The sequence below is a fragment of the Mycobacterium sp. IS-1556 genome (genome assembly GCF_001499985.1).
Taxonomy (GTDB): Bacteria; Actinomycetota; Actinomycetes; order Mycobacteriales; family Mycobacteriaceae; genus Mycobacterium.
Window position 1 is genome coordinate 23909 of record NZ_LQIM01000042.1, and the last position, 24010, is coordinate 47918.

Sequence of the window (24010 nt, forward strand, 5' to 3'; positions counted from 1 at the left end):
GCCGAAAGTACGGTTGTGAACACAAAACGCGGGTGAACTCGCGAACAAGCGTTCGCTCGGCGGAGAACCGTCGGGAACCTCGGATCGTTGGTCTAGCGGTAGCCTGAACTATTCCAGCTGCGCACATTGGACAGAACTAGCGGCCCTTGCGGCCGAACGACGACGGATAGTTGATGAACCGGAAAAATGTCATCCGCACGCTGACCGTGATCGCGGTCGTGCTGTTGCTGGGTTGGTCCTTCTACTACTTCAGCGACGACACCCGCGGCTACAAGCCCATCGACACGTCGGTGGCGGTCGCCCAGATCAATGGCGACAACGTCGAGTCGGCCCAGATCGACGACCGCGAACAACAGCTCCGGCTCGAGCTGAAGAACGAGGTCGAAGGCAGCGACAAGGTCATCACCAAGTACCCGACCGGCTACGGCGCGACGCTGTTCGAGGCGCTGCAGGACAAGAACGTCAAGACCAACACCGTGGTCAACCAGGGCAGCATGCTCGGTTCGCTGCTGATCTACCTGCTGCCGCTGTTGTTGCTGGTCGCGTTGTTTGTGATGTTCTCCCGGATGCAGACCGGCGGCCGGATGGGCTTCGGTTTCGGCAAGTCGCGGGCCAAGCAGTTGACCAAGGACATGCCCAAGACCACGTTCGCCGACGTGGCCGGTGTCGACGAGGCCGTCGAAGAGCTCTACGAGATCAAGGACTTCCTGCAGAATCCGTCGCGGTATCAGGCGCTGGGCGCCAAGATCCCGAAGGGCGTGCTGCTGTTCGGTCCGCCCGGCACCGGTAAGACGCTGCTGGCGCGGGCCGTCGCGGGCGAGGCCGGCGTGCCGTTCTTCACGATCTCCGGCTCCGACTTCGTCGAGATGTTCGTCGGCGTCGGTGCCTCGCGGGTGCGGGACTTGTTCGAGCAGGCCAAGCAGAACAGCCCGTGCATCATCTTCGTCGACGAGATCGACGCGGTCGGTCGCCAGCGCGGCGCCGGCCTGGGCGGCGGCCACGACGAACGCGAGCAGACGCTCAACCAGCTGCTCGTCGAGATGGACGGTTTCGGCGACCGCCAAGGCGTCATCCTGATCGCCGCCACCAACCGGCCCGACATCCTCGACCCGGCGCTGTTGCGCCCCGGCCGCTTCGACCGCCAGATCCCGGTCTCCAACCCCGATCTGGCCGGCCGCCGGGCGGTGCTGCGGGTGCACTCGCAGGGCAAACCGATCGCCGACGACGCCGACCTCGACGGGCTGGCCAAGCGCACGGTCGGCATGTCGGGCGCCGACCTGGCCAACGTCATCAACGAGGCTGCGCTGCTGACCGCCCGCGAGAACGGCACCGTCATCACCGGTCCCGCGCTCGAAGAGGCCGTCGACCGCGTCGTCGGCGGGCCGCGCCGCAAGAGCCGCATCATCAGCGAGCACGAGAAGAAGATCACCGCCTACCACGAGGGTGGTCACACCCTGGCGGCGTGGGCGATGCCCGACATCGACCCGATCTACAAGGTGACGATCCTCGCCCGCGGCCGCACCGGCGGACACGCCATGGCGGTGCCCGAGGACGACAAGGGTCTGATGACCCGCTCCGAGATGATCGCCCGGCTGGTGTTCGCGATGGGCGGACGAGCGGCCGAGGAACTGGTGTTCCGTGAGCCGACCACCGGCGCGGTTTCCGACATCGAGCAAGCCACCAAGATCGCCCGCGCGATGGTCACCGAGTACGGCATGAGCTCCAAGCTCGGCGCGGTGCGGTACGGCACCGAGCACGGCGACCCGTTCCTGGGCCGCACTATGGGCACCCAACCCGACTACAGCCACGAGGTCGCGCAGATCATCGACGACGAGATCCGCAAGCTCATCGAGGCCGCGCACACCGAGGCGTGGGAGATTCTCACCGAGTATCGCGACGTGCTCGACACCCTCGCCGGCGAACTGCTGGAGAAGGAGACGCTGCACCGGCGCGAGCTCGAAGCGATCTTCGGCGACGTGAAGAAGCGTCCGCGGTTGACCATGTTCGACGACTTCGGTGGCCGCGTGCCGTCCGACAAACCGCCGATCAAGACGCCCGGCGAGCTCGCCATCGAGCGCGGTGAGGAATGGCCGAAACCGGTGCCCGAGCCGGCGTTCAAGGCCGCGATCGCCGCGGCCACCAAGGCCGCCGAAGCCACCAAGCTCGCCGAGGGCGGCCAGAACGGAACCAACGGCAGCGGCAACGGATCCTCCGGTAATGCGCCGACGCAGCCGGACTACGGCGCTCCCGCCGGCTGGCACGCCCCGGGTTGGCCCCCGCAGCAGCAACAGCCGCAACAGCCGCCGGTCCAGCAGCCCCACGGTTACTGGTATCCGCCGCCGCAGGCGGGTTGGCACCACCCCAATGCCGCCGGCGCGCCGCCCTATCCGCAGTATCAGCCCTATCCGCAGCCCGGCCCGCCCGGCGCCCAACCGAACGCGCCCCAGCCCAACGAGGATCAGGGTCAGGACAACAGCCGGCGAAACGGCTGACAAGCAGGCAGGCTCACAGGAGGCTCCATTGGCGCAGTCGCAGCACAACTCTGTCACCTTCAGCCCCGCGAAGTTCGATCAGCCGCGTGCGGAGGCTGCGGTGCGCGAGCTTCTGCTCGCCGTCGGAGAGGACCCCGACCGGCATGGGCTGGAGTCGACGCCGACGCGGGTGGCGCGGGCGTACAAGGAGCTGTTCGCCGGGCTCTACATCGACCCGGACTCGGTGCTGGACACCACCTTTGACGAGCAGCACGACGAACTGGTGCTCGTCAAGCAGATCCCGATGTACTCGACTTGCGAACATCATCTGGTGTCATTCCACGGCGTCGCGCACGTGGGCTACATCCCGGGTGACGACGGCCGCGTCACCGGGTTGTCCAAGATCGCCCGGCTCGTCGATCTCTACGCCAAACGACCGCAGGTGCAGGAACGGCTCACCGGGCAGATCGCCGACGCGATGATGCGCAAACTGGATCCGCGCGGGGTGATCGTCGTGGTGGAGGCCGAGCACCTGTGCATGTCCATACGCGGCGTACGCAAGCCGGGCGCGGTGACGACCACGTCGGCGGTGCGTGGCCAGTTCAAGGTCGATGCGGCATCGAGGGCCGAGGCGCTGGACCTGATCCTGCGCAGATGAACCAGACCAAGGTGCGCGTCATGGGGGTCGTGAACGTCACCGACGACTCCTTCTCCGACGGAGGCTTGTTCCTCGACCGTGACCGCGCCGTCGAGCACGGCCTCGAGTTGGTCGCCCAGGGCGCGGCGATCGTCGATGTCGGCGGTGAGTCCACCCGTCCCGGCGCCGTCCGCATCGAGCCCGATGTCGAGAAGTCGCGGGTGACACCGGTCATCAGCGAACTCGCCGCACAAGGCGTCACCGTCAGCATCGACACCATGCACGCCGACGTCGCGCGGGCGGCGCTGGAGAACGGCGCGCAGATCGTCAACGACGTGTCCGGCGGCCGCGCCGACCCGAACATGGCTGCATTGCTCGCCGACGCGAAAGTGCCCTGGGTGCTGATGCATTGGCGCTCGGTCGGCGCGGACCGGCCTCACGAGGTTCCCGTCTACCGGGACGTGGTCGAAGAGGTTCGCACCGAACTGCTCGCCAGCGTGGACGCCGCGGTGGCCGCGGGCGTCGACCCGGCCAGGATCGTCATCGATCCGGGTCTGGGCTTCGCCAAGACCGGCGAACACAACTGGGCGCTGCTGCGCGCGCTGCCCGAGTTCGTCGCGACCGGCATCCCGGTGCTGGTCGGCGCGTCGCGCAAACGCTTTCTCGGCACGCTGCTGGCGGATCCCGATGGCCGACCGCGGTCGCCGGACGGCCGCGAGACCGCGACCGCGGTGATTTCGGCGCTCGCCGGTCTGCACGGCGCCTGGGGCGTGCGAGTACACGACGTGCGCGCCTCGGTGGATGCCATCAAGGTGCTGGAGGCGTGGCTGCATGGCTGACCGAATCGAGTTGCGCGGCTTACGGGTTCGCGGCCACCACGGCGTCTACGCGCACGAGCGCCGCGACGGCCAGGAGTTCGTCGTCGACATCACGGTCTGGCTGGATCTCGCCGCTGCAGCGGCCAGCGACGACCTGGCCGACACCCTGGACTACGGCGCGCTGGCGCAACGGGCGGCCGACATCGTGGGCGGCCCGCCGCGCGACCTGATCGAGGCGGTGGCCGGCGAGATCGCCGACGGCGTCATGACCGACGACCGCGTGCACGCCGTCGAGGTCGTCCTGCACAAGCCGGCGGCGCCGATCCCGCTGACGTTCGCCGACGTCGCGGTGGTGGCCCGTCGATCACGCCGCGGCCAGGGCGGTGTCCGTTGACCCGCGCAGTTCTCTCGATCGGGTCGAACCTCGGCGACCGGCTGGCCATGTTGCGCTCGGTCGTGGACGGGCTCGGCGACGCGGTGCGCGCAGCGTCGCCGGTGTACGAGACCGCCCCGTGGGGTGGTGTCGACCAGGACCCGTTCCTCAACGCGGTGGTGATCGCTGACGCCCCCGGACTCGACGGCCGCGGATGGTTACAGCGCGCGCACGAGCTCGAGCGGTCCGCCGACCGGGTGCGCACGCAACGTTGGGGGCCGCGCACCCTCGACGTCGACATCGTCACCTGCCACGCCGACGGCGCCGAGCTGGTCTCATGCGATGCGGAGCTGACGCTGCCGCACCCGCGGGCCCATCAGCGTGCCTTCGTGCTCGTGCCCTGGCTCGCGATCGAACCGGACGCCGTGTTGACCGTGGCGGGGCGGGCGCACCGGGTGGACGAGCTGCTCGCGGCGCTCGACGCGACCGAACGCGACGGCGTTCGCCGTACCGACCTGGTGCTGAGCTGATGGGGCCGACCCGCTGGCGGGACCTCGTCGTGGCGGCGGTGTGCACCGCCGTTGTGGGCTATTTGCTCGTACTCGCGTTGTACCGGTGGTTTCCGCCGATCACGCTGTGGACCGGCATATCGCTGCTGGTGGTCGCGATCGCCGAAGCGGGCTGGGCGTTCCATGTCCGCGCCAAGGTCCGCGACGGCGAGATCGGCGTCGGGTCCGGCCGGTTGGACCCCCTCGCGGTGGCGAGGTCGGTGGTGATCGCCAAGGCCTCGGCTTGGGTCGGGGCGCTGGTGCTGGGGTGGTGGTCGGCCGTGCTCATCTACCTGCTTCCGCGCCGCTCGACTTTGCGCGTTGCGGCCGACGACACCGCGGGCACCGCAGTGGCGGCGGGGTGCGCGCTGGCGCTGGTCGTTGCTGCGCTGTGGTTGCAGCATTGCTGCAAGTCTCCCGGGGAGCCGCCGGAGAAGCCCGACGGGGCAACGGAATAGCCGACTTCCGCGGGCGCGCGGTCGAATCGCCGCGAAGGTCGACACGCGGAGTGACCTGTGGCGGGTACAGTCGCCCCCATGACCGATCCGACCCGCAGCGCCCGGTCTCGGCGCGGCGGCCGCAGGCCGGGTTGGATGCTGTTGACCGCGTTGCTGGTGCTGGCGATCGCGGCGAGTTCCGCCTTGGTGTTCACCAACCGGGCGGAGCTGCTCAAGCTGGCCGTCATACTCGCGCTGTGGGCTGCGGTTGTCGCGGCGTTCGTATCGGTCATCTACCGACGGCAGAGCGATATCGACCAGGCCAAGGTGCGCGACCTCAAGCTGGTCTACGACCTGCAGTTGGACCGTGAGATCTCGGCGCGCCGCGAATACGAGCTGTCGCTGGAGTCGCAACTGCGCCGCGAACTCGCCTCCGAAGTGCGCGCCCAGGCCGCCGACGAGGTGGCGGGGCTGCGGGCGGAGCTGGCCGCGCTGCGGGCCAACCTGGAGATCCTGTTCGACGCCGATCTGTCCCACCGTCCCGCGATCGAGACCGAACGCACCACCGTCCGCGCCTACAGCGACTGGGCACGCGACTCGGAAACCACCGGGCGGGTGACGGCCGGCCCGTTCGAGCCGTACCGGCCGCACGTCGACGAGCGCACCGAGGAAAGCCCGATCATCGACGTGCCCGCCGAACCGCAACACGACTTCGGTTGGGCGTCGTCGTCGGAAACCGCTGGGGCGCACCGCAGATCATTCGACGACGAGCGGGTCCGCCGCCCGGCGGAGGAATCCTTCCCGTGGGTTGCTCCGACGCCACAGCCGCCGCAGCCGCCGCCGCAGCCCGAGCCCGTCCCGCAACCGCCGCCGCGACCGGAACCCGTCGCGCCGGCTGCGTCCGCGCCCCCTCCTCCGCCACCGGCACCGACCCCTACACCTGCACCGGAGCCGGCGCCGACACCGGAACCGCAGCCGGCGGCGGCGGCCGAGTGGCAGCCCGCGCCCGCCGACGGCCTGTGGCTTCCGCCGGGAAGCCCGGGCAGCAACTGGGTGTCGTCGAGCATCAACGGAGAGGCGGACGAATACGTCGGCAGGCGGCGCGCCCCCGAACCCGCGCAGGACGCGGCCGAGGGGACGGGCGTGCAGCCCGCCATGTCGACGCCGACGCCAGGACCGCGGCGCGGCAGGCATTCCGCCCCGCCGGACGCCGGAGATCCCGGCCGCCCAGCCGCCCCCACGCTGGCCGCCGAACCGGCGCAGCAGGCTTCCGAGCCCCCGTCGGCGCGGGCCGCCGAACGGTCGCGACACCGCGGCGCTGACGACACCGACACCGCCGGTCAGTCAGTCGCCGAACTGCTGGCCCGGCTGCAAGCGAGCCCGACGCCGGGTGGGCGTCGGCGCCGCCGCGAGGAGTGAGCTAACCTCGTATCGACCGTCCGGTACCCGCACCGCAGGACCGGAACGAACACACATCAACTCTCAGCGAGGTCGGCTTCGTGGTTCTCATGGGGACCCCACCTGGCGGATTCCGTCCGGCGCGGCTCACTGTCGGCATCATTTCCGCAGGTCGCGTCGGTTCGGCGCTGGGCGTAGCCCTCGAGCGCGCCGAGCATGTCGTGGTGGCGTGCAGCGCGATCTCGCGCGCGTCACGCGACCGCGCGCATCGCAGGTTGCCCGATACGGCGGTGCTCCCGGTCGACGAGGTCGCAAGGCGCGCCGAACTCCTGCTGATTGCGGTGCCCGACGCCGTGCTCGCGGACCTGGTGTCCGGTTTGGCCGCGACCGGGTCGGTACGGGCGGGCACGATCGTCGCGCACACCTCCGGCGCCAACGGCATAGGCGTGCTGGCACCGCTGGCCGAGCAGGGTTGCATCCCGCTGGCGATCCACCCGGCGATGACGTTCACCGGGACCGACGAGGACATCGAACGGCTGCCCGACACCTGCTTCGGCGTGACCGCCGCCGACGAAGTCGCCTATGCGATCGCCCAGTCGCTGGTGCTCGAGATCGGCGGCGAGCCGTTCCGGGTCCGTGAGGACGCGCGCGCGCTGTATCACGCCGCCCTCGCGCACGGCGGCAACCACGTGGTCACCGTGCTGCTCGACGCGGTCGAAGCGCTGCGGTCCGCGCTGCGGGGTCAGGAACTGTTGGGTCAGGAACTGGTCGGCGACGCGCCGGGTGGCATCGCGGAGCGGGTGATCGGTCCGCTGGCGCGCGCCTCTCTGGAGAACGCGCTGCACCGCGGGCAGGCGGCGCTGACCGGACCCGTGGCGCGCGGCGACGCGGCCGCGGTCGCGACACATCTGGAGGCGTTGACAGAGGTGGATCCCGAAATGGCGCAGGCTTATCGGGCGAATTCTCTGCGCACCGCCCAGCGTGCGCACGCCCCCGACGAGGTATTCGCTGTGCTCGCAGCGGAACCCAGCGTCGGCCGGGGCGCGTCCACGCGTCAGCTGGGGACGGGCCGATGATCGGAAGCAAACCTCAGTTCACCGCGGGCGAATTGAACGTCTATTCGAACCCGCGCGACGTCTCGGCCGTCACGAGGGCGTTGCGCAACACCGGTCGCCGGGTGGTGCTGGTGCCGACGATGGGCGCCCTGCACGAGGGTCATCTCACGCTGATCCGCGCCGCCAAGCGGGTTCAGGGCGCCGTCGTGGTGGTGTCGATCTTCGTCAACCCGCTGCAGTTCGGCGAGGGCGAAGACCTCGACGCGTATCCGCGAAGCCTCGACGACGACCTGGCCGCGCTGCGCGACGAGGGTGTCGAGATCGCGTTCACACCGACCGTCGCAGACATGTACCCGAACGGCACCCGCACCGCCGTCCATCCCGGCCCGCTCGGATCGGACCTCGAAGGGTCCTCTCGGCCCGAGCATTTCGCGGGAGTGCTGACAGTCGTGCTCAAACTCCTCAACATCGTCCATCCCGACCGCGCCTACTTCGGGGAGAAGGACTACCAGCAGTTGGCGCTGATCAGGCAGATGGTCGTCGACCTCGACGTCGACACGCAGATCGTCGGCGTGCCGATCGTGCGGGAGGCCGACGGCCTGGCGATGTCGTCGCGCAATCGCTATCTCAACGAGGAGGAGCGGGAACACGCCGGCGCGCTGTCCGCGGCGCTGTTGGCGGGGATGTACGCGGCGGGCGAAGGTGCCGCGGCCGCGTTGGACGCGGCACGCGCGGTACTCGATGAGGTGCCCACCATCGAGGTCGACTACCTGCAGGTGCGAGACCCGATGCTGGGCCCCGCGCCCGTCGTGGGGGCGGCCCGCATGCTGGTGGCCGGTCGGCTCGGCCGCACCAGGCTGCTGGACAACATCGCCATCGACATCGGCGTCCCGTCGGGATCGGGCCCGGATGTCGCCTTTGACGAACACGAACTCCCTTGGAGGAATTGATGTTACGAACAATGCTCAAATCGAAGATCCACCGTGCCACGGTCACGCAAGCCGACCTGCACTACGTCGGATCGGTGACCATCGACGCGGACCTGATGGACGCCGCCGACCTGCTCGAAGGTGAGCAGGTGACCATCGTCGACATCGACAACGGTGCGCGGCTGGTGACGTACGCGATCACCGGCGAACGCGGCAGCGGGGTGATCGGGATCAACGGCGCGGCAGCGCATCTCGTGCATCCCGGCGACCTGGTGATCCTGATCGCCTACGGCACCATGGAGGACGCGGAGGCCCGTGCTTACCAACCTCGGATCGTGTTCGTCGACGCCGACAACAAGCAGATCGACCTGGGACACGACCCTGCGTTCGTACCGGCCGACGCGGCCGAACTGATGTCGCCACGGTAGTCGCGTGTTACTTGCGATCGACGTCCGCAACACCCACACCGTCGTGGGGTTGGTATCGGGCTCGGGAGATCATGCGAAAGTCGTTCAGCAGTGGCGGATCCGCACCGAATCCGAGGTGACCGCCGACGAACTCGCGCTGACCATCGACGGCCTAATCGGTGACGACTCCGAACATCTGACCGGGGCCGCCGGCCTGTCGACCGTCCCCTCGGTGATGCACGAGCTGCGCGAGATGTTGGGGCAGTACTGGCCGACGGTGCCACACGTGCTGATCGAGCCCGGGGTGCGCACCGGCATTCCGCTACTTGTGGACAACCCCAAAGAGGTCGGCGCCGACCGCATCGTGAATTGCCTTGCCGCATACCACAAGTACGGCACAGCTGCGATCGTGGTCGACTTCGGCTCGTCGATCTGCGTCGACGTCGTGTCGGCGAAAGGCGAATTCCTCGGCGGTGCGATAGCTCCTGGTGTCGAGGTGTCCTCCGACGCGGCGGCGGCCCGGTCGGCGGCACTGCGGCGCATCGAGCTGACCCGGCCACGATCGGTCATCGGCAAGAACACCGTCGAATGCATGCAGGCCGGTGCGGTGTTCGGGTTCGCGGGGCTGGTCGACGGGCTGGTGCAACGCATCCGCGACGACGTCGACGGCTTCTCGGGCACCGACGTTGCCGTGGTCGCGACCGGACACACCGCGCCGCTGGTGCTGCCGGACATGCGGACCGTTCAGCATTACGACGAGCACCTCACCCTCGACGGCCTGCGATTGGTATTCGAGCGCAACCGCGACAACCAACGCGGCCGCCTCAAACAAGCCCGCTAGAAGAACGTGCGGATCAGGTCGACGACGCGGTCCGCCTCGTCGAGCATCGGGATCATCGGCCACTTGTCGAACACCGTGCAGGGATGGGAGATCCCGAACTCCACCCAATCGCCGACATCGACGGAGTCGCCGCCCTCCAGACGAAGGTACGCGTGCTGATCGTTGAGCTTGGTGACGCTGCTGGCCGGCAACCGTCGCGGCACCGGCAGATCCTGGTCGAACGACACGTCTCGGCGGCCCATCGTCAACAGCGCCAAATCGGGTTGCGGGCGCGACATCACCTGCGCCCAGACGCTGAGCGCGGGCCGCAGCGCGTCGCGCAGCGGCGACGTCCGCCGGTACAGGCCGTCGTCGTGGGTGAGGTAGCAGCCGCTGCGCAGGATCACGCGCACCGACAGCCCGGCGGGCCAGCCGGTCAGGGCCTCGGCCACCGCATCGAAGTATGTGCTGCCGCCGGCGGTGGCGAGCACGACGTCGGTCTCGAAGAGCGGCGCCAACCGCAGCACCGCGGCGCGCACATCCGTCAGGTGCGACGTGACCGCGCCTATCGTCTCCAGCCCGTGGCCGAGGGCGGCCTCGTATCCGGCCACTCCGACGAGCCGCAACCGATCCGAGGCGGCGACCGCGTGGGCCACCGCGTCGACGGTGTCGCGGTCACGGCAACCGGTGCGCCCGCCCGGCATGCCGACCTCGACGCACACATCCACCGGGCGGACCGTGCCGGCGGCGGCCAACGCCGACGCCATCGACTCCACCCCTCGGACCGAGTCCACCCAGCACGTCACGTTGAAGGCCGGATCGGCATCGAGCTCGCCGCCGAGCCAGCGCAACCCGGCCTCGTCGACGAGCTCGTTGGCCAGGATCACGTCACGCACCCCGAACGCCCGGAACACCCGCACCTGGCTGACGGTGGCGGCGGTGACCGCGCAGGCTCCGGCCTCGAGCTGACGGGCCAGCAGCTGCGGCGCCATGTGCGTCTTGCCGTGCGGAGCCAACTGCACTCCGTGCGCGGCACACCACCGCGCCATGGTCGTGATGTTGTGTGCCACCGCCTCGGCCCGCAGGACGCAGACCGGGCCGATGGCGCCGTCGGCGAACAGATCGGGCCTGCGCCCACAGATTTCCTCGACCGTGCGGCCCCACCAGGCGGCGGGCAGCCCCTTGAACCGCCAGTCCAGCGGTTCGTCGGCCAGCGCGGCCACGGCCGCTGCGCTGATCGGGGCCGTCATGGGTTCATTTAAGCTGGCACGACGTGACCGAACCTGACTCGCCCCGCACCGCACCGGCAGCGGCATCCGAGGCCGACATTCCGGAGCAGTACCGGATCCGTCAGGCCAAGCGTGAGCGACTGCTCGTCGAGGGGCGGGACCCGTACCCGGTCGAGGTTGCGCGCACCCACACCCTGGCCGAGATCCGCCAGGCCTATCCCGACCTGGCCGCCGACACCGAGACCGGCCAGATCGTCGGGGTCGCCGGCCGCGTGATGTTCGCCCGGAACTCCGGCAAGCTCTGTTTTGCCACCCTTCAGGAGGGCGACGGCACCCAGCTGCAGGCGATGGTCAGCTTCAACAAGGTCGGACAGGAATCGCTGGACGCGTGGAAAGCCGACGTCGACCTCGGCGACATCGTGTTCGTCCACGGCGAAGTGATCAGCTCCCGGCGCGGCGAACTCTCCGTGCTGGCCGATTCCTGGCGAATTGTTTCGAAAGCCTTGCGGCCACTGCCGGTCGCGCACAAGGAGATGAGCGAAGAGTCGCGGGTGCGGCAACGCTACATCGACCTGATCGTGCGGCCCGAGGCCCGTGCCATTGCCCGTCAGCGAGTCGCAGTGGTGCGGGCGCTGCGGTCGGCGCTGGAACGGCGCGGTTTCCTCGAAGTCGAAACACCGATGCTGCAGACGCTCGCCGGCGGCGCAGCGGCCCGGCCTTTCGTGACGCACTCCAACGCGCTGGACGCGGACCTGTACCTTCGCATCGCGCCCGAACTGTTTCTCAAGCGGGCGATGGTCGGCGGATTCGAGCGCGTCTTCGAGCTGAATCGGGTGTTCCGAAACGAAGGCGCAGATTCCACACATTCACCGGAATTCGCGATGCTCGAGACATATCAGGCATACGGAACCTACGACGATTCCGCAGTCATGATCCGAGAGCTTATTCAAGAGGTTGCCGATGAGGCGATCGGAACGCGAAACGTGCCATTGCCTGATGGCACAGTCTACGATCTGGACGGCGAATGGCAGTCCATCGAAATGTATCCGTCGCTATCCGAAGCACTGGGCGAAGACATCACTCCCGAAACGGCGGCCGAACGGTTATGGAAGATCGCGGATCGGCTCGGTGTCGAGATTCCGCGTGATCGCGGTTACGGGCACGGGAAATTGGTCGAGGAGCTTTGGGAGCACACCGTCGGCAACACGCTGTGGGCACCGACCTTCGTCCGCGACTTTCCCGTCGAGACGACCCCCCTGACGCGCGAACACCGCAGCATTCCGGGCGTCACCGAGAAATGGGATCTCTACATCCGGCGCTTCGAGTTGGCCACCGGGTATTCCGAGCTGGTCGACCCGGTAATCCAACGGGAAAGGTTCGAAGCCCAGGCCAAGGCGGCGGCCGCCGGCGACGACGAGGCAATGGCTCTCGACGAAGATTTTCTCGCCGCCATGGAGTATGCAATGCCGCCATCCACGGGCACCGGAATGGGCATCGATAGGTTGTTGATGGCATTGACGGGACTGTCGATTCGGGAGACAGTTTTGTTTCCGATTGTTCGGCGTCACGGGAACTGAACACCGTCTATTCTGATTATGTTGAAGGGGGCACACACATATGGCACATTGGTGCCGGGGTTCGAGGACTTAACCGCGATCCGGTGATCGCGCAGAAGGGCGTGTGGGAAAAATGGCGAAGAAAGTTACCGTTACGTTGGTCGATGATTTCGACGGCGAAGGTGCGGCTGACGAGACGGTTGAATTCGGCCTCGACGGGGTGAGCTACGAGATCGACCTTTCTTCGAAGAATGCCGCGAAGTTGCGGAATGACCTGAAGCAGTGGGTCGAGGCCGGCCGGCGGGTGGGCGGCCGTCGACGCGGCCGTTCCGCAGGGTCGGGACGCGGGCGCGCGGCCATCGACCGTGAGCAGAGTGCGGCCATCCGGGAGTGGGCGCGGCGCAACGGCCACAATGTCTCGACCCGCGGCCGCATACCCGCCGACGTGATCGACGCCTTCCACGCGGCGACGTAGCCGGGGAGTCCGGGGAGTTCTCCAGCCCGTTCGCTAGCCGCGAACCTGCTGCGGCTCGATCGGGAAACGAATCCCCCCGTCGACGCGTTGCTACTCGGTAGCGTCGGGTATTCGACCCGATACGCATTGATGCCGTTGTCCGCGCAGAGCTGACCGGCGGGCGGGGCATCGGGGCGAGCCGCCCATTAGAGTGGACGGCAGGTGCGGTGCGTCGCTCGGAGCCTTCGAGGCGCATGGCACCGACCTATTGATGGAGAGCAGGTAACCACCGATGTTCGAGAGATTCACCGACCGTGCCCGCAGGGTCGTCGTCCTGGCTCAAGAAGAGGCCCGGATGCTCAACCACAACTACATCGGAACCGAGCACATCCTGTTGGGACTCATTCACGAGGGCGAAGGTGTAGCGGCCAAGTCACTGGAGTCGCTGGGCATCTCGCTCGAGGGCGTGCGCAGCCAGGTCGAGGAGATCATCGGCCAGGGCCAGCAGGCGCCGTCCGGCCACATTCCGTTCACCCCGCGCGCCAAGAAGGTGCTGGAGCTGAGCCTGCGCGAGGCGCTGCAGCTCGGCCACAACTACATCGGCACCGAGCACATCCTGCTCGGCCTGATCCGTGAGGGAGAGGGCGTCGCCGCCCAGGTGCTGGTCAAGCTCGGCGCCGAGCTGACGCGCGTGCGCCAGCAGGTCATCCAGCTGCTGAGCGGCTATCAGGGCAAGGAGACCGCGGAGGCCGGCACCGGCGGCCGCGGCGGTGAGGCCGGCAACCCGTCGACCTCGCTGGTGCTCGACCAGTTCGGGCGCAACCTGACCGCCGCCGCGATGGAGGGCAAGCTCGACCCGGTCATCGGCCGCGAGAAGGAAATCGAGCGGGTCATGCAGGTGCTGAGCCGCCGCACCAAGAACAACCCCGTGCTGATCGGCGAGCCCGGCGTCGGCAAGACCGCCGTCGTCGAAGGCCTGGCCCAGGCCATCGTGCACGGCGAGGTCCCCGAGACGCTGAAGGACAAGCAGCTCTACACGCTCGACCTCGGCTCGCTGGTCGCGGGCTCGAGGTATCGCGGTGATTTCGAGGAACGCCTGAAGAAGGTCCTCAAGGAGATCAACACCCGCGGCGACATCATCCTGTTCATCGACGAGCTGCACACGCTCGTGGGTGCGGGCGCCGCCGAGGGTGCGATCGACGCGGCCAGCATCCTCAAGCCGAAGCTGGCCCGCGGGGAGCTGCAGACCATCGGCGCCACCACGCTCGACGAGTACCGCAAGTACATCGAGAAGGACGCCGCCCTCGAGCGCCGGTTCCAGCCGGTTCAGGTCGGTGAGCCGACGGTCGAGCACACCATCGAGATCCTCAAAGGTCTGCGCGACCGGTACGAGGCGCACCACCGCGTCTCGATCACCGATTCGGCGATGGTCGCGGCCGCCACGCTGGCCGACCGCTACATCAACGACCGGTTCCTGCCGGACAAGGCGATCGACCTGATCGACGAGGCCGGCGCCCGGATGCGCATCCGCCGGATGACCGCGCCGCCAGACCTGCGCGAGTTCGACGAGAAGATCGCCGATGCGCGCCGGGAGAAGGAGTCCGCGATCGACGCGCAGGACTTCGAGAAGGCGGCGAGCCTGCGCGACAAGGAGAAGCAGCTGGTCGCCCAGCGCGCCGAGCGGGAGAAGCAGTGGCGCTCAGGTGATCTCGACGTCGTCGCCGAGGTCGACGACGAGCAGATCGCCGAGGTGTTGGGCAACTGGACCGGCATCCCCGTGTTCAAGCTGACCGAGGAGGAGACCACTCGGCTGCTGCGCATGGAGGAGGAGCTGCACAAGCGGATCATCGGCCAGGAGGACGCCGTCAAGGCGGTCTCGAAGGCGATCCGCCGCACCCGCGCCGGGCTGAAGGACCCCAAGCGCCCGTCCGGTTCGTTCATCTTCGCCGGCCCATCTGGTGTCGGTAAGACCGAGCTGTCCAAGGCGCTGGCCAACTTCCTGTTCGGCGACGACGACGCGCTCATCCAGATCGACATGGGCGAGTTCCACGACCGCTTCACCGCCTCGCGGCTGTTCGGTGCCCCTCCGGGCTACGTCGGCTACGAGGAGGGCGGCCAGCTCACCGAGAAGGTGCGCCGCAAGCCGTTCAGCGTCGTGCTGTTCGACGAGATCGAGAAGGCGCACCAGGAGATCTACAACAGCCTGTTGCAGGTCCTCGAGGACGGCCGCCTCACCGACGGCCAGGGCCGCACGGTCGACTTCAAGAACACCGTGCTGATCTTCACCTCGAACCTCGGCACGTCCGACATCAGCAAGGCGGTCGGACTGGGCTTCAGCCCGGGTGGCGGCGAGAACAACTACGAGCGCATGAAGCAGAAGGTCAACGACGAGCTGAAGAAGCATTTCCGCCCAGAGTTCCTGAACCGCATCGACGACATCATCGTCTTCCACCAGCTGACTCGCGACGAGATCATCCGCATGGTCGACCTGATGATCGGCCGGGTGTCCAACCAGCTCAAGGCCAAGGACATGACGCTGGAGCTGACGGACATGGCCAAGGCACTGCTCGCCAAGCGCGGCTTCGATCCGGTGCTCGGCGCGCGGCCGCTGCGGCGCACCATCCAGCGCGAGATCGAGGACCAGCTGTCGGAGAAGATCCTGTTCGACGAGATCGGCCCGGGCCAGCTCGTCACTGTCGATGTCGAGAACTGGGACGGCGAAGGCGCCGGCGAGGATGCGGTGTTCACGTTCAAGGGAACCAAGAAACCGGCTCCGGTGGCCGAGCCCGACCTTGCTCAGGCCGGTGCGGCCGGAGCGGCCAGCGCGGCCGAGTAATTCACGCTGGAAGCGGGCGGTCACCCTACCCGGGTGGCCGCCCGTTCTCATGGACCGCCGAAAGTACGGTCGGTGTACGCGAAACCCGTAAAACCGTACGCACAGCGTGCACTCGGCGAAGAAGCCTTTTCTGGTCCGGCGCTCACGGCCGGCGCAATCCGTTTAGGATGTGCGATGTAATCGGCGGGCGAAGGAATCTGGTGAGAATCCAGAACGGTCGCGCCACTGTGTCAAGTCAGACCCGACGTTCGCCGTCAGCTCGACCCGATGCACGGCTCGTCGTGCGGGAACTGGGACGCGAAATCCCGGAAAGGACACCGACATGACCTCTCCCGAGGCCCGTAAGAGCGTTGCGCCCGCGCTGGACTTCTCGGCGACCAAGGCGGTGATGTGGTTGACGTTCACCGCGTTCTTCGCGCTCTTGGTGCTCTACTTCGTCGGCATGGATCAGGGTGCGACGTCGGTGTTCGGCAACAGCACCGTCATCCACGAGTTCGTGCATGACGCCCGCCACCTGCTCGGCTTCCCCTGCCACTGAGCGCACGGCACACCGAAGACAATGGAAAAGCAGATCATCGGGCGCGGCCTGCTCGCCGGCGCCCTGGCCGGACTGTTCGCGTTCGTCTTCGCCCGCATCTTCGTCGAACCAGTCATCGAGCGGGCGATCGGTTACGAGGAGGGCGTCGGCGCCGCGCACGAAGCGATGGCAGGCCACGCGCACGGCGGCCACAGCCACGGTGACGGGGGCGGGTTCGACCGTGTCGTGCAGGCCAACATCGGCATGGGCTTGGGTGTGCTGGCCTTCAGTGTCGCGATCGCCGCGTTGTTCGCGGTGGTCTTCGCGGTGGCCTACGGGCGCGTCGGCGACGTCTCGGCGCGGCTGCTGTCGGTGTACGTGGCCGGCGGAATGTTGTTGAGCCTCTACATCGTCCCTTCGCTGAAGTATCCGGCGAGCCCACCGGCGCTCAGCCTGGACGAGACGATCCGCCAGCGCACGCTGCTGTACCTGCTGATGGTGGTGTTGTCCGCGGCGCTGCTGGTCGGCGCGGTGTATCTGGGTAGGCGGTTGGCTGACCGGCTGGGCGCATGGAACGCGACGTTGGCCGCTGCGGGGTCCTACGTCGTTGCGGTCGCGGTGCTGATGCTGGTGCTGCCGGCCATCCACGAAACGCCCGGGCCGCTGCGCGACGATGCGGGCACCATCGTCTACGAGGGCTTCCCGGCCGACGTGCTCTACGAGTTCCGGCTGTTTTCTCTCGGCACACAGGTCGTCATCTACACGACGATCGCCCTGGCGTTCGGCGCGATGGCCGCGCGGCTGCTCGGCGAGAAGCGGCGGGAGAGCGTTCGTTTGTGAGCGAGGTCGTTCGGCTGACGCTCGTGTCGCATGCGTTGACGGACGCGATGTCGGCCGGACGATTCCCGACCGACGAGCCGTTGAGCCCGATCGGCCACCGGCAGGTCGACGCGTCCATCGACCTGGGTGTCGCAGATGCCGCGTTCTGCGGACCTGAGAAGCGCACCAGGCAGACCGCCGAACTGCTCGGTCTGCAGGCCGAGGTCGACAGTCGGCTGGCCGATCTCGACTGCGGGCGATGGCGCGGTGACGTCCTCGGTGGGGTGCGACCGGCCGATCTGGCGGTCTGGTTGACCGACCCGACGCGGGCACCGCACGGCGGCGAATCGGTCGTCGACCTGGTCGAGCGGGTGCGCGACTGGATGGAGTCGCTGACGACGGTCCGCAGCAGGATCGTCGTGGTGACGCACCCGGCGGTGATCCGGGCGGCCATTCTGGTGGCGCTCGATGCGCCCGCAAAGTCGTTCTGGCGCATCGACGTTGCGCCGGTCAGCCGCACGGTGATGCACTTTCGCGGGCACGCGTGGACGCTCCGGTCGAACCGCTAACCGCTCAGCGGCTCCAGGCGAAAGGCCTGGCGCACGATCGACAACAGCCAACCCGCGGCCGTCGGGCTGCGGTACCTGGGCCAGTTCAACTGGAAGCTGACGACCCACGGCTGGCCGGTGTGGTCGACGGCATACCAGCTGAACGTCAGGTCGCCCGGCAGGTTTCCGCCCTTGGCGCCGATGTAGTCCCACTTGGACCGGTCCAGATCGATGCCGGGAATCGCGGCGAGGATGTCCTTGACGGGTGCGGCCTCGCCGACAGCGGCCGCCTGCAGGGCGATGTGCACGCGGCAGATGTCGGCGGCGCTGCCGTACCACTCCGCGCCGAAGTTCGACGCCGGGGTGTGCGTGCGTTGTGGATCCGGTTCGTAGGGGCGCGAATTCGTCTGCTTCAGCAGTTGCGCACGAGCCTGCGGCTTGCCTTGTTCGACCGCCTGCTGCCACTGTTCGCGCAGGTCCGGTCGACCCCAACCGACCGAGAACATCTCGTGCATGGTCGGGAACGGCGTCATGCTGCCCGGGTCGTGATGGCCCGCCGCGACCAGCGCCCGCTCCACCGCACCGGGACCGAGGCGCGCGATCAGCAGATCGGTGGCCATATTGTCGCTCGCCGAAATCATCTGCTGCGCAGCAGTTCTCACCGACACTCGGGCGCCGGGCGGCAGTTCTTCGAGACCGGCCGATCCGACCGCCTTGGCTCGCTTCGTGATGGTCAACGTGTCGGTCCACGCGAGCGTGCCGGCCTTCACTGCGTCGGCAACCGCAAGCAGCACATAGAGTTTGAATATCGACGCCAACGGCAGCGACAGTTCGGTGTTGGTCCCGGCCACCACCTCGCACCGGTTCGCTTCCACCTTCGACACCTGATACGAATATCGCGCGCCCGACTTGGTCAGCTCGGCATCGACATCAGCCCATTCGTCGATGACCGGCGGCCGTAGCGACACGTCCAACCCGTCGACCATGCCGGCGCCGTTGGTGCTCAGGTCGATTTCCTGTGCGACGCCATAAGACGTCAGCACACCCACCTTGGCTTGGCCGGCGCCGATCTCCACGTCGGTGACGGTGAACGGCCGGTCCCACCAGATCCGGTCGAGCTTGAACGCGATGTCGTCGACCTTCTCGGGAACCGCCAGCGTGCGCACCCCCACCGGGCCGATCGGCCAGTCGGAGTTGAGCATGTCCAGGGTCTGCTTGGCCCGCAGACCCTGCGGCGTGTTGATCTCGATCGGCGTGCCGTATGCGGCGTCGGCCGGTGGGGTGTGGACCTTCGAGCAACCGGCGAGCGCGACGACGACGGAGACTGCGACCGTCAGCCCGAGCGCGCGGCGCGCGGTACGCCTGCCCCTAGTGAGTGGCACCCGCAACGTCGAGGACGACCTCGAACTCGAGCAGCGACGCACCGGTGGCGACCGGGTTGGCCTGCTGGCCTTTGTGCGCTTCGATGGCCGGGCCCGTGGCCCAGGCTTGGAAAGCTTCCTCGGACTCCCACTGCGTCACCACGAAGTAGCGGTTCTCGCCCTTGACGGGGCGCAGAAGCTGAAAGCCGAGGAAGCCGGGCTGGTTGTCGACGGCATGGGCGCGGTGTGCGAACCGCTTCTCCAGTTCGGGACCGGCGTCGGGCGGGACCTCGATTGCGTTGATCTTCACCACGGGGTTCTGGCTGGGCATGCGCTAAAGGCTACCGAATGCACTGCGCGCATCCCGAGGCACGATGATGTCTCCCATGCCGTCCCCAGCACGCGAGTGGGCCCACCTGACCCGTCGCGGTGGTAGGGGCCGCCCGCTGGTCCTCGTGCACGGCCTGATGGGGCGGGGCAGCACGTGGACTCGCCAGCTCCCGTGGCTGACTCAGCTGGGCGATGTCTATACCTACGACGCGCCGTGGCACCGGGGCCGTGACGTCGACGAGGCCGGCCCGATCAGCACCGAAAGGTTCGTCGAAGAACTCGGCGACGCGGTGGCGACAATCGGCAGGCCCAGCGTCCTGATCGGGCATTCGATGGGCGGCCTGCACTCCTGGTGCCTGGCCGCGACGCGACCCGACTTGGTGGAGGCGTTGGTCGTCGAGGACATGGCACCGGACTTCCGCGGCCGCACCACCGGGCCGTGGGAGCCGTGGCTGCACGCGCTGCCGATCGAATTCGACTCCGCGCAACGGGTTTACGACGAGTTCGGACCGGTGGCCGGCCAGTACTTTCTGGAGGCATTCGACCGCACAGCGACCGGCTGGCGGTTACACGGTGAGCCCAAGGTGTGGATCGAAATCGCCGCCGAGTGGGGCACCCGCGACTACTGGCGCGAGTGGGAAGCGGTGCGCGTACCGGCGCTGCTTCTCGAGGCGGGCAACTCCGTCACACCTGAAGGCCAGATGGCTCAGATGGCTGAGATGGCGCAGACCGGCCACCGGACGACGTATCTGCGTGTGCCCGGCGCAGGTCACCTCGTGCACGACGACGCACCGCAGGCCTACCGGCAGGCGGTCGAGTCGTTCCTATCGGCGCTTCCCGAGGGCGGCTGAGGAGGACCAGCCCGACGCGCGCTCGAACCGGGTGCGGATCGCGTCGAGATCATGCTCGATGCGCAGCAGGTCGCGGTCGTCCTCGAAGAGCCGGCCCGCCATCGGCGCCGCGACGCGGAACTGGTCAGGGTGCAGCCGCAGGACGCCCGAGCGGTGGGCGACCCAACCGAACGCCGCGGCCACCGCGAACGGGGATGCCAGAAGCAGGAGTGTCAGTGCAGTGGTCATGGCAGTAATCTTTCGCCGAGACATATCCAGCCACCAGTGGCAGGAATGACATATTGAGATAAAATGCTGCCATGGCGATAAAGAGCGTATCGACGCTGGTGCTCGACGGTCTAGCGATTTTCGAGTTCGGCGTGATCTGCGAGGTCTTCGGAATCGACCGCTCCGCCGACGGCGTGCCCAATTTCGACTTCAAGATCTGCGGACCCCAACCCGGCAGACCGGTCAGCACCTCCGTCGGGGCGACGATCACACCCGAACACGGCCTCGACGACCTCGTCGGCGCCGACCTCGTCGCGATCCCGGCGATCGGCGGATCGGAGTACCTGCCCGAGGCGCTGGCCGCCGTGCGCGCCGCCGCCGACGCCGGGTCGATCATCCTCACCGTGTGCTCGGGTGCGTTCGTCGCGGGTGCCGCGGGGCTGCTCGACGGCAGGCCCTGCACCACGCACTGGATGCACGCCGACGAACTCGCCCAGAAGTACCCCACCGCCAAAGTCGACCGCAACGTGTTGTTCGTCGACGACGGCAATCTGATCACCAGTGCGGGCACCGCGGCGGGAATCGACGCGTGCCTGCATCTGGTCCGACGCGAACTCGGCAGCGAGGTGACCAACAAGATCGCCCGCCGAATGGTGGTTCCGCCGCAACGCGACGGCGGTCAACGCCAGTACATCGACCAGCCGATCCCGGTGCGATGTTCGGAACGCTTTGCACCGCACCTCGATTGGATCCTGGGCAATCTGGACAAACCGCACACGGTCGCCACGTTGGCCGCCCGTGCGCACATGTCGGCGCGCACGTTCGCACGCCGATTCGTAGAAGAGACCGGTCGGACGCCGATGCAATGGGTCACCGATCAACGTGTCCTGTACGCGCGCACCCTGTTGGAGGAGACGGATCTCGATGTCGACCGGATCGCCGAACGCAGCGGCTTCGGCACCGCGACGCTGCTGCGCCACCACTTCCGCAGGATCATCGGAGTGACACCGTCGGACTACCGCCGCAGGTTCGCTTGTAACACAGAGGAATCCAACGGGGAATCGGCGGCCACCGCCTGAGCGCCTTCGCCGGCCAGCGCGAACCGGCCGTCGGCTGTCTGTTCGATGAGGCCGTCGACCAACAGCGAATCCAGTGCCCGGTCGCGTTGGGCGGTATCGGACAACCAAACCGCATCGAGCTGCCTGCGGGTGACCGGAGAGTCGTTGCCGCGCAATACATCCAACAGACGGCCGCGCACCTGCCGGTCGGTGCCCGCATAGCGCTGCGCGCGGCGCGCCGGCGCCGTCGACGGAGGGAAGCCGCGCGAACGCCACGCGCACACGTCCAGCGGGCACACCCCGCACCGCGGCGCCCGCGCGGTACACACCGTCGCGCCCAGCTCCATCAGTGCGATCGAAAACTTCGGCGCCAGTTCGTCGTCGGGAAGCAGAGCCTCCACGTCGGCGAGGTCACGCGGCGACGACGATGCCGGTGCGTCGGCCCGACCGTGCACCACCCTGGCGACGACGCGACGAACGTTGGTGTCGACGACCGGCACCCGTTGGTGGTAGGCGAAGCAGGCGATCGCGCGCGCCGTGTACGCGCCGACACCCGGCAGCGTCAACAGCGTCTCGACGTCGGACGGCACCACGTCGTCGTACTCGGCTGCGATCACCGTCGCGCACTCATGCAACCGCTTGGCGCGGCGCGGGTAGCCCAGCTTGCCCCACGCCCGCAACACGTCGGCGGCACCGGCCGCCGCGGTCGCCGACGGTGTGGGCCAACGCCGCACCCACGCAAGCCATATCGGCTCGACCCGGGCGACCGGCGTCTGTTGCAGCATGAACTCGCTGACCAGGATCTGCCACGGCGTGACCTCAGGTCTGCGCCAAGGTAGGTCGCGCTGCCCGCGGTCAAACCAATCGAGCAGCTGAGGCACAATGTCGGTCATGCCGAACACCAGCCCAGTGACCGCATGGAAAGCACTCAAAGAGGGTAACGAGCGCTTCGTCGCCGGTAAGCCCGTACATCCGAGCCAGAGCGTCGAACACCGCGCGAGCCTCGCCGCGGCGCAACACCCCACGGCGGTTGTGTTCGGGTGCGGGGACAGCCGGGTGGCGGCCGAACTCATCTTCGACCAGGGTCTGGGCGACATGTTCGTGGTCCGCACCGCCGGCCACGTCATCGACACCGCCGTGCTCGGTTCCATCGAGTTCGCGGTCTCGGTGCTCAACGTGCCGCTCATCGCTGTACTCGGTCACGACAGCTGCGGCGCCGTGAAAGCAACGATTTCCGCGCTCGACGACGGCGTGGTGCCCGGCGGCTATGTTCGTGACATCGTCGAGCGGGTCACGCCGTCGATCCTCGCGGGCCGGCGTGAGGGATTGACCAGGGTCGACGAGTTCGAGGCGCGACACGTGACGGAGACCGGAACGCAGTTGATGGCCCGTTCCACGGCCATCGCCGAACGGGTCGCGGCGGGTGACCTGGCGATCGTCGGGCTGACCTATCACCTGGCCGACGGTCGGGTGGCGCTGCGGAACCACTTGGGCGACATCGGCGAAGCCTAAGCGGCGACACGCCGGGTCACCTCGGGCGATAAGACGTGACCTGGCCTTACCTTGAACTTGTGCTGGATCTGGAACCGCATGGCCCGCTACCGACGCAGATTTACTGGCGTCGCAGGGCACTCGCGCTGGGCATAGCGGTACTCGTGATCGGCGTGATCGCGGCCATCGTGGTCGTGGTCGTGAAGAGCGCCGGGGGCACCGACAGCGAGAACGCGGAGAAGTCTGCGTCCACCGCGGCGGCCGCGCCAACCCCGCTGCCGGGGGAGAATCCCGAAGTCAAGACGCCGGTGATGCCGCCGGCGCAGGACGCGCCGCCCCCGACGGCGACGCCGACCGCGGCCGTGGTGCCGCCGCCGCTCCTCAACGAGGGCGACGATTGCCCTGATTCGACGCTCGCCGTCAAGGGCATCACCAACCAACCGCAGTACGTCGTGGGTGATCAGCCGAAGTTCACGATGGTCGTCACCAACATCGGGCTGGTCGGCTGCAAACGCGACGTCGGCGCCGCGGTGCTGGCGGCCTACGTGTACTCGCTGGACAACACCCGGCTCTGGTCCAACCTCGACTGTGCGCCGTCGAACGAAACGCTGGTCAAGGCATTTCAGCCCGGCGAGCAGGTGACGACGGAGGTCACCTGGACGGGCATGGGCTCCGCGCCGGGCTGCCCGCTGCCGCGGCAACCCATCGGACCAGGCACGTACAACCTGGTCGTGCAGTTGGGCAATCTGCGGTCGGCGACGGTGCCGTTCATCCTCGCCGCGCCCCAGTCGCCGGTGCACGGCAACGGTGCCGCGCCGCCGCCGGGACCCGCACCCGCACCCGCGGGCTGAGCCGCAGTA

At 68.1% G+C, this 24010-nt stretch carries 25 protein-coding genes and 1 pseudogene; 21 read left to right on the forward strand and 5 right to left on the reverse strand.

Translation table 11 applies throughout. The annotated features are described in order from the left end of the window. Nucleotides 1-173: 173 nt before the first annotated feature. The 11 genes and pseudogenes from ftsH to AU187_RS23960 all read left to right on the forward strand — a co-directional run bounded on the left by ftsH (nucleotide 174) and on the right by AU187_RS23960 (nucleotide 9914). Nucleotides 174-2492, forward strand: coding sequence for an ATP-dependent zinc metalloprotease FtsH (gene ftsH, locus AU187_RS23910; RefSeq protein ID WP_059101691.1), 2319 nt, complete (start codon nucleotides 174-176; stop codon nucleotides 2490-2492). Nucleotides 2493-2520: 28 nt separating this feature from the next. Further along, a complete protein-coding gene (gene folE / locus AU187_RS23915) occupies nucleotides 2521-3129 on the forward strand; it encodes a GTP cyclohydrolase I FolE (RefSeq protein ID WP_059101690.1) in 609 nt (202 codons plus the stop codon). Further along, nucleotides 3126-3966, forward strand: a pseudogene (gene folP, locus AU187_RS23920) (dihydropteroate synthase); the annotation flags it as partial. The gene folE and the pseudogene folP, both read left to right, overlap by 4 nt. Continuing rightward, nucleotides 3958-4320: a dihydroneopterin aldolase gene (folB, locus tag AU187_RS23925; RefSeq protein WP_502687794.1), complete on the forward strand. Its 363-nt coding sequence runs from the start codon at nucleotides 3958-3960 to the stop codon at nucleotides 4318-4320. The pseudogene folP and the gene folB, both read left to right, overlap by 9 nt. Beyond that, nucleotides 4317-4829: a 2-amino-4-hydroxy-6-hydroxymethyldihydropteridine diphosphokinase gene (folK, locus tag AU187_RS23930; protein WP_059101687.1), complete on the forward strand. Its 513-nt coding sequence runs from the start codon at nucleotides 4317-4319 to the stop codon at nucleotides 4827-4829. The genes folB and folK overlap by 4 nt, the downstream gene beginning before the upstream one ends. Continuing rightward, nucleotides 4829-5305, forward strand: coding sequence for a DUF3180 domain-containing protein (locus tag AU187_RS23935; protein ID WP_059101686.1), 477 nt, complete (start codon nucleotides 4829-4831; stop codon nucleotides 5303-5305). Before folK ends, AU187_RS23935 begins: the two co-directional genes overlap by 1 nt. Before the next feature lie 78 nt (nucleotides 5306-5383). Then, nucleotides 5384-6703, forward strand: coding sequence for a DUF6779 domain-containing protein (locus AU187_RS23940; protein ID WP_059101685.1), 1320 nt, complete (start codon nucleotides 5384-5386; stop codon nucleotides 6701-6703). A gap of 89 nt (nucleotides 6704-6792) precedes the next feature. Then, a complete protein-coding gene (locus tag AU187_RS23945; RefSeq protein WP_059101684.1) occupies nucleotides 6793-7758 on the forward strand; it encodes a Rossmann-like and DUF2520 domain-containing protein in 966 nt (321 codons plus the stop codon). After that, a complete protein-coding gene (gene panC, locus AU187_RS23950) occupies nucleotides 7755-8687 on the forward strand; it encodes a pantoate--beta-alanine ligase (RefSeq protein ID WP_059101683.1) in 933 nt (310 codons plus the stop codon). Before AU187_RS23945 ends, panC begins: the two co-directional genes overlap by 4 nt. Then, a complete protein-coding gene (gene panD, locus AU187_RS23955) occupies nucleotides 8687-9094 on the forward strand; it encodes an aspartate 1-decarboxylase (protein ID WP_059101682.1) in 408 nt (135 codons plus the stop codon). Before panC ends, panD begins: the two co-directional genes overlap by 1 nt. Before the next feature lie 4 nt (nucleotides 9095-9098). Further along, a complete protein-coding gene (locus AU187_RS23960; protein WP_059101681.1) occupies nucleotides 9099-9914 on the forward strand; it encodes a type III pantothenate kinase in 816 nt (271 codons plus the stop codon). Here AU187_RS23960 and AU187_RS23965 read toward each other — a convergent pair. Then, entirely contained in the window at nucleotides 9911-11143 is a 1233-nt protein-coding gene (locus AU187_RS23965; RefSeq protein WP_059101680.1) for an alanine racemase, read from the reverse strand. The two genes, AU187_RS23960 and AU187_RS23965, sit on opposite strands and share 4 nt — an antisense overlap. Nucleotides 11144-11166: 23 nt before the next feature. Here AU187_RS23965 and lysS point away from each other — a divergent pair, with 23 nt between their 5' ends. From lysS to AU187_RS23995, 6 genes are all read left to right on the forward strand, one after another. Beyond that, a complete protein-coding gene (gene lysS, locus AU187_RS23970; protein ID WP_059101679.1) occupies nucleotides 11167-12699 on the forward strand; it encodes a lysine--tRNA ligase in 1533 nt (510 codons plus the stop codon). A gap of 112 nt (nucleotides 12700-12811) precedes the next feature. Further along, nucleotides 12812-13153, forward strand: a complete 342-nt coding sequence (gene lsr2, locus AU187_RS23975) for a histone-like nucleoid-structuring protein Lsr2 (RefSeq protein WP_059101678.1) — start codon at nucleotides 12812-12814, stop codon at nucleotides 13151-13153. A 271-nt stretch (nucleotides 13154-13424) separates the two neighbouring features. Then, nucleotides 13425-15968, forward strand: coding sequence for an ATP-dependent protease ATP-binding subunit ClpC (gene clpC1 / locus AU187_RS23980; RefSeq protein ID WP_059101677.1), 2544 nt, complete (start codon nucleotides 13425-13427; stop codon nucleotides 15966-15968). A 322-nt stretch (nucleotides 15969-16290) separates the two neighbouring features. Then, nucleotides 16291-16506 (forward strand): CbtB domain-containing protein, encoded by a 216-nt coding sequence (locus tag AU187_RS23985; RefSeq protein WP_059101676.1) that lies wholly within the window; start codon nucleotides 16291-16293, stop codon nucleotides 16504-16506. Nucleotides 16507-16527: 21 nt separating this feature from the next. Next, complete coding sequence (locus AU187_RS23990; RefSeq protein ID WP_059167444.1) at nucleotides 16528-17325, forward strand: CbtA family protein; 798 nt, start codon at nucleotides 16528-16530, stop codon at nucleotides 17323-17325. Beyond that, the gene (locus AU187_RS23995; protein WP_059101674.1) at nucleotides 17322-17873 is read left to right on the forward strand and encodes a histidine phosphatase family protein; all 552 of its coding nucleotides are present in this window, start codon (nucleotides 17322-17324) and stop codon (nucleotides 17871-17873) included. The genes AU187_RS23990 and AU187_RS23995 overlap by 4 nt, the downstream gene beginning before the upstream one ends. Here AU187_RS23995 and AU187_RS24000 read toward each other — a convergent pair. Together AU187_RS24000 and mhuD are read right to left on the reverse strand one after the other, a co-directional pair. Then, a complete protein-coding gene (locus AU187_RS24000) occupies nucleotides 17870-19240 on the reverse strand; it encodes a serine hydrolase (RefSeq protein WP_197413460.1) in 1371 nt (456 codons plus the stop codon). The two genes, AU187_RS23995 and AU187_RS24000, sit on opposite strands and share 4 nt — an antisense overlap. Beyond that, nucleotides 19221-19544, reverse strand: coding sequence for a mycobilin-forming heme oxygenase MhuD (gene mhuD, locus AU187_RS24005; RefSeq protein ID WP_059101672.1), 324 nt, complete (start codon nucleotides 19542-19544; stop codon nucleotides 19221-19223). Before mhuD ends, AU187_RS24000 begins: the two co-directional genes overlap by 20 nt. A 55-nt stretch (nucleotides 19545-19599) precedes the next feature. Here mhuD and AU187_RS24010 point away from each other — a divergent pair, with 55 nt between their 5' ends. Beyond that, nucleotides 19600-20394 carry an alpha/beta fold hydrolase gene (locus AU187_RS24010; protein WP_059101840.1) on the forward strand — a complete coding sequence of 265 codons (795 nt, stop codon included), beginning with the start codon at nucleotides 19600-19602 and terminating at the stop codon, nucleotides 20392-20394. Here AU187_RS24010 and AU187_RS24015 read toward each other — a convergent pair. Next, nucleotides 20368-20622 (reverse strand): hypothetical protein, encoded by a 255-nt coding sequence (locus tag AU187_RS24015; RefSeq protein ID WP_059101671.1) that lies wholly within the window; start codon nucleotides 20620-20622, stop codon nucleotides 20368-20370. The two genes, AU187_RS24010 and AU187_RS24015, sit on opposite strands and share 27 nt — an antisense overlap. Nucleotides 20623-20693: 71 nt before the next feature. Between AU187_RS24015 and AU187_RS24020 the strand changes: the two genes are divergently transcribed. Next, nucleotides 20694-21680 (forward strand): GlxA family transcriptional regulator, encoded by a 987-nt coding sequence (locus AU187_RS24020; RefSeq protein ID WP_059101670.1) that lies wholly within the window; start codon nucleotides 20694-20696, stop codon nucleotides 21678-21680. Here the strand turns inward: AU187_RS24020 and AU187_RS24025 are convergent. After that, nucleotides 21617-22552, reverse strand: coding sequence for an HhH-GPD family protein (locus tag AU187_RS24025; protein ID WP_059101669.1), 936 nt, complete (start codon nucleotides 22550-22552; stop codon nucleotides 21617-21619). The genes AU187_RS24020 and AU187_RS24025 overlap by 64 nt on opposite strands. On the opposite strand from AU187_RS24025, the gene AU187_RS24030 reads away from it, so the two are divergent. Continuing rightward, nucleotides 22551-23171, forward strand: a complete 621-nt coding sequence (locus AU187_RS24030) for a carbonic anhydrase (RefSeq protein WP_059101668.1) — start codon at nucleotides 22551-22553, stop codon at nucleotides 23169-23171. The two genes, AU187_RS24025 and AU187_RS24030, sit on opposite strands and share 2 nt — an antisense overlap. Before the next feature lie 59 nt (nucleotides 23172-23230). Next, nucleotides 23231-24001, forward strand: coding sequence for a hypothetical protein (locus AU187_RS24035; protein ID WP_059101667.1), 771 nt, complete (start codon nucleotides 23231-23233; stop codon nucleotides 23999-24001). Nucleotides 24002-24010 lie beyond the last annotated feature (9 nt).

What these genes read in the sequence shown, in the direction of transcription:
- AU187_RS23935 (WP_059101686.1), top strand. Translation starts at nt 4,829, where the DNA reads ATGGGGCCGACCCGCTGGCGGGACCTCGTCGTGGCGGCGGTGTGCACC.
- AU187_RS23990 (WP_059167444.1), top strand. Translation starts at nt 16,528, where the DNA reads ATGGAAAAGCAGATCATCGGGCGCGGCCTGCTCGCCGGCGCCCTGGCC.
- ftsH (WP_059101691.1), top strand. Translation starts at nt 174, where the DNA reads ATGAACCGGAAAAATGTCATCCGCACGCTGACCGTGATCGCGGTCGTG.
- AU187_RS24010 (WP_059101840.1), top strand. Translation starts at nt 19,600, where the DNA reads ATGCCGTCCCCAGCACGCGAGTGGGCCCACCTGACCCGTCGCGGTGGT.
- AU187_RS23985 (WP_059101676.1), top strand. Translation starts at nt 16,291, where the DNA reads ATGACCTCTCCCGAGGCCCGTAAGAGCGTTGCGCCCGCGCTGGACTTC.
- panD (WP_059101682.1), top strand. Translation starts at nt 8,687, where the DNA reads ATGTTACGAACAATGCTCAAATCGAAGATCCACCGTGCCACGGTCACG.
- AU187_RS23945 (WP_059101684.1), top strand. Translation starts at nt 6,793, where the DNA reads ATGGGGACCCCACCTGGCGGATTCCGTCCGGCGCGGCTCACTGTCGGC.
- AU187_RS24025 (WP_059101669.1), bottom strand. Translation starts at nt 22,552, where the DNA reads ATGACCGACATTGTGCCTCAGCTGCTCGATTGGTTTGACCGCGGGCAG.
- AU187_RS24015 (WP_059101671.1), bottom strand. Translation starts at nt 20,622, where the DNA reads ATGACCACTGCACTGACACTCCTGCTTCTGGCATCCCCGTTCGCGGTG.
- panC (WP_059101683.1), top strand. Translation starts at nt 7,755, where the DNA reads ATGATCGGAAGCAAACCTCAGTTCACCGCGGGCGAATTGAACGTCTAT.
- AU187_RS23965 (WP_059101680.1), bottom strand. Translation starts at nt 11,143, where the DNA reads ATGACGGCCCCGATCAGCGCAGCGGCCGTGGCCGCGCTGGCCGACGAA.
- AU187_RS24030 (WP_059101668.1), top strand. Translation starts at nt 22,551, where the DNA reads ATGCCGAACACCAGCCCAGTGACCGCATGGAAAGCACTCAAAGAGGGT.
- AU187_RS23940 (WP_059101685.1), top strand. Translation starts at nt 5,384, where the DNA reads ATGACCGATCCGACCCGCAGCGCCCGGTCTCGGCGCGGCGGCCGCAGG.
- AU187_RS24020 (WP_059101670.1), top strand. Translation starts at nt 20,694, where the DNA reads ATGGCGATAAAGAGCGTATCGACGCTGGTGCTCGACGGTCTAGCGATT.
- mhuD (WP_059101672.1), bottom strand. Translation starts at nt 19,544, where the DNA reads ATGCCCAGCCAGAACCCCGTGGTGAAGATCAACGCAATCGAGGTCCCG.
- clpC1 (WP_059101677.1), top strand. Translation starts at nt 13,425, where the DNA reads ATGTTCGAGAGATTCACCGACCGTGCCCGCAGGGTCGTCGTCCTGGCT.
- lsr2 (WP_059101678.1), top strand. Translation starts at nt 12,812, where the DNA reads ATGGCGAAGAAAGTTACCGTTACGTTGGTCGATGATTTCGACGGCGAA.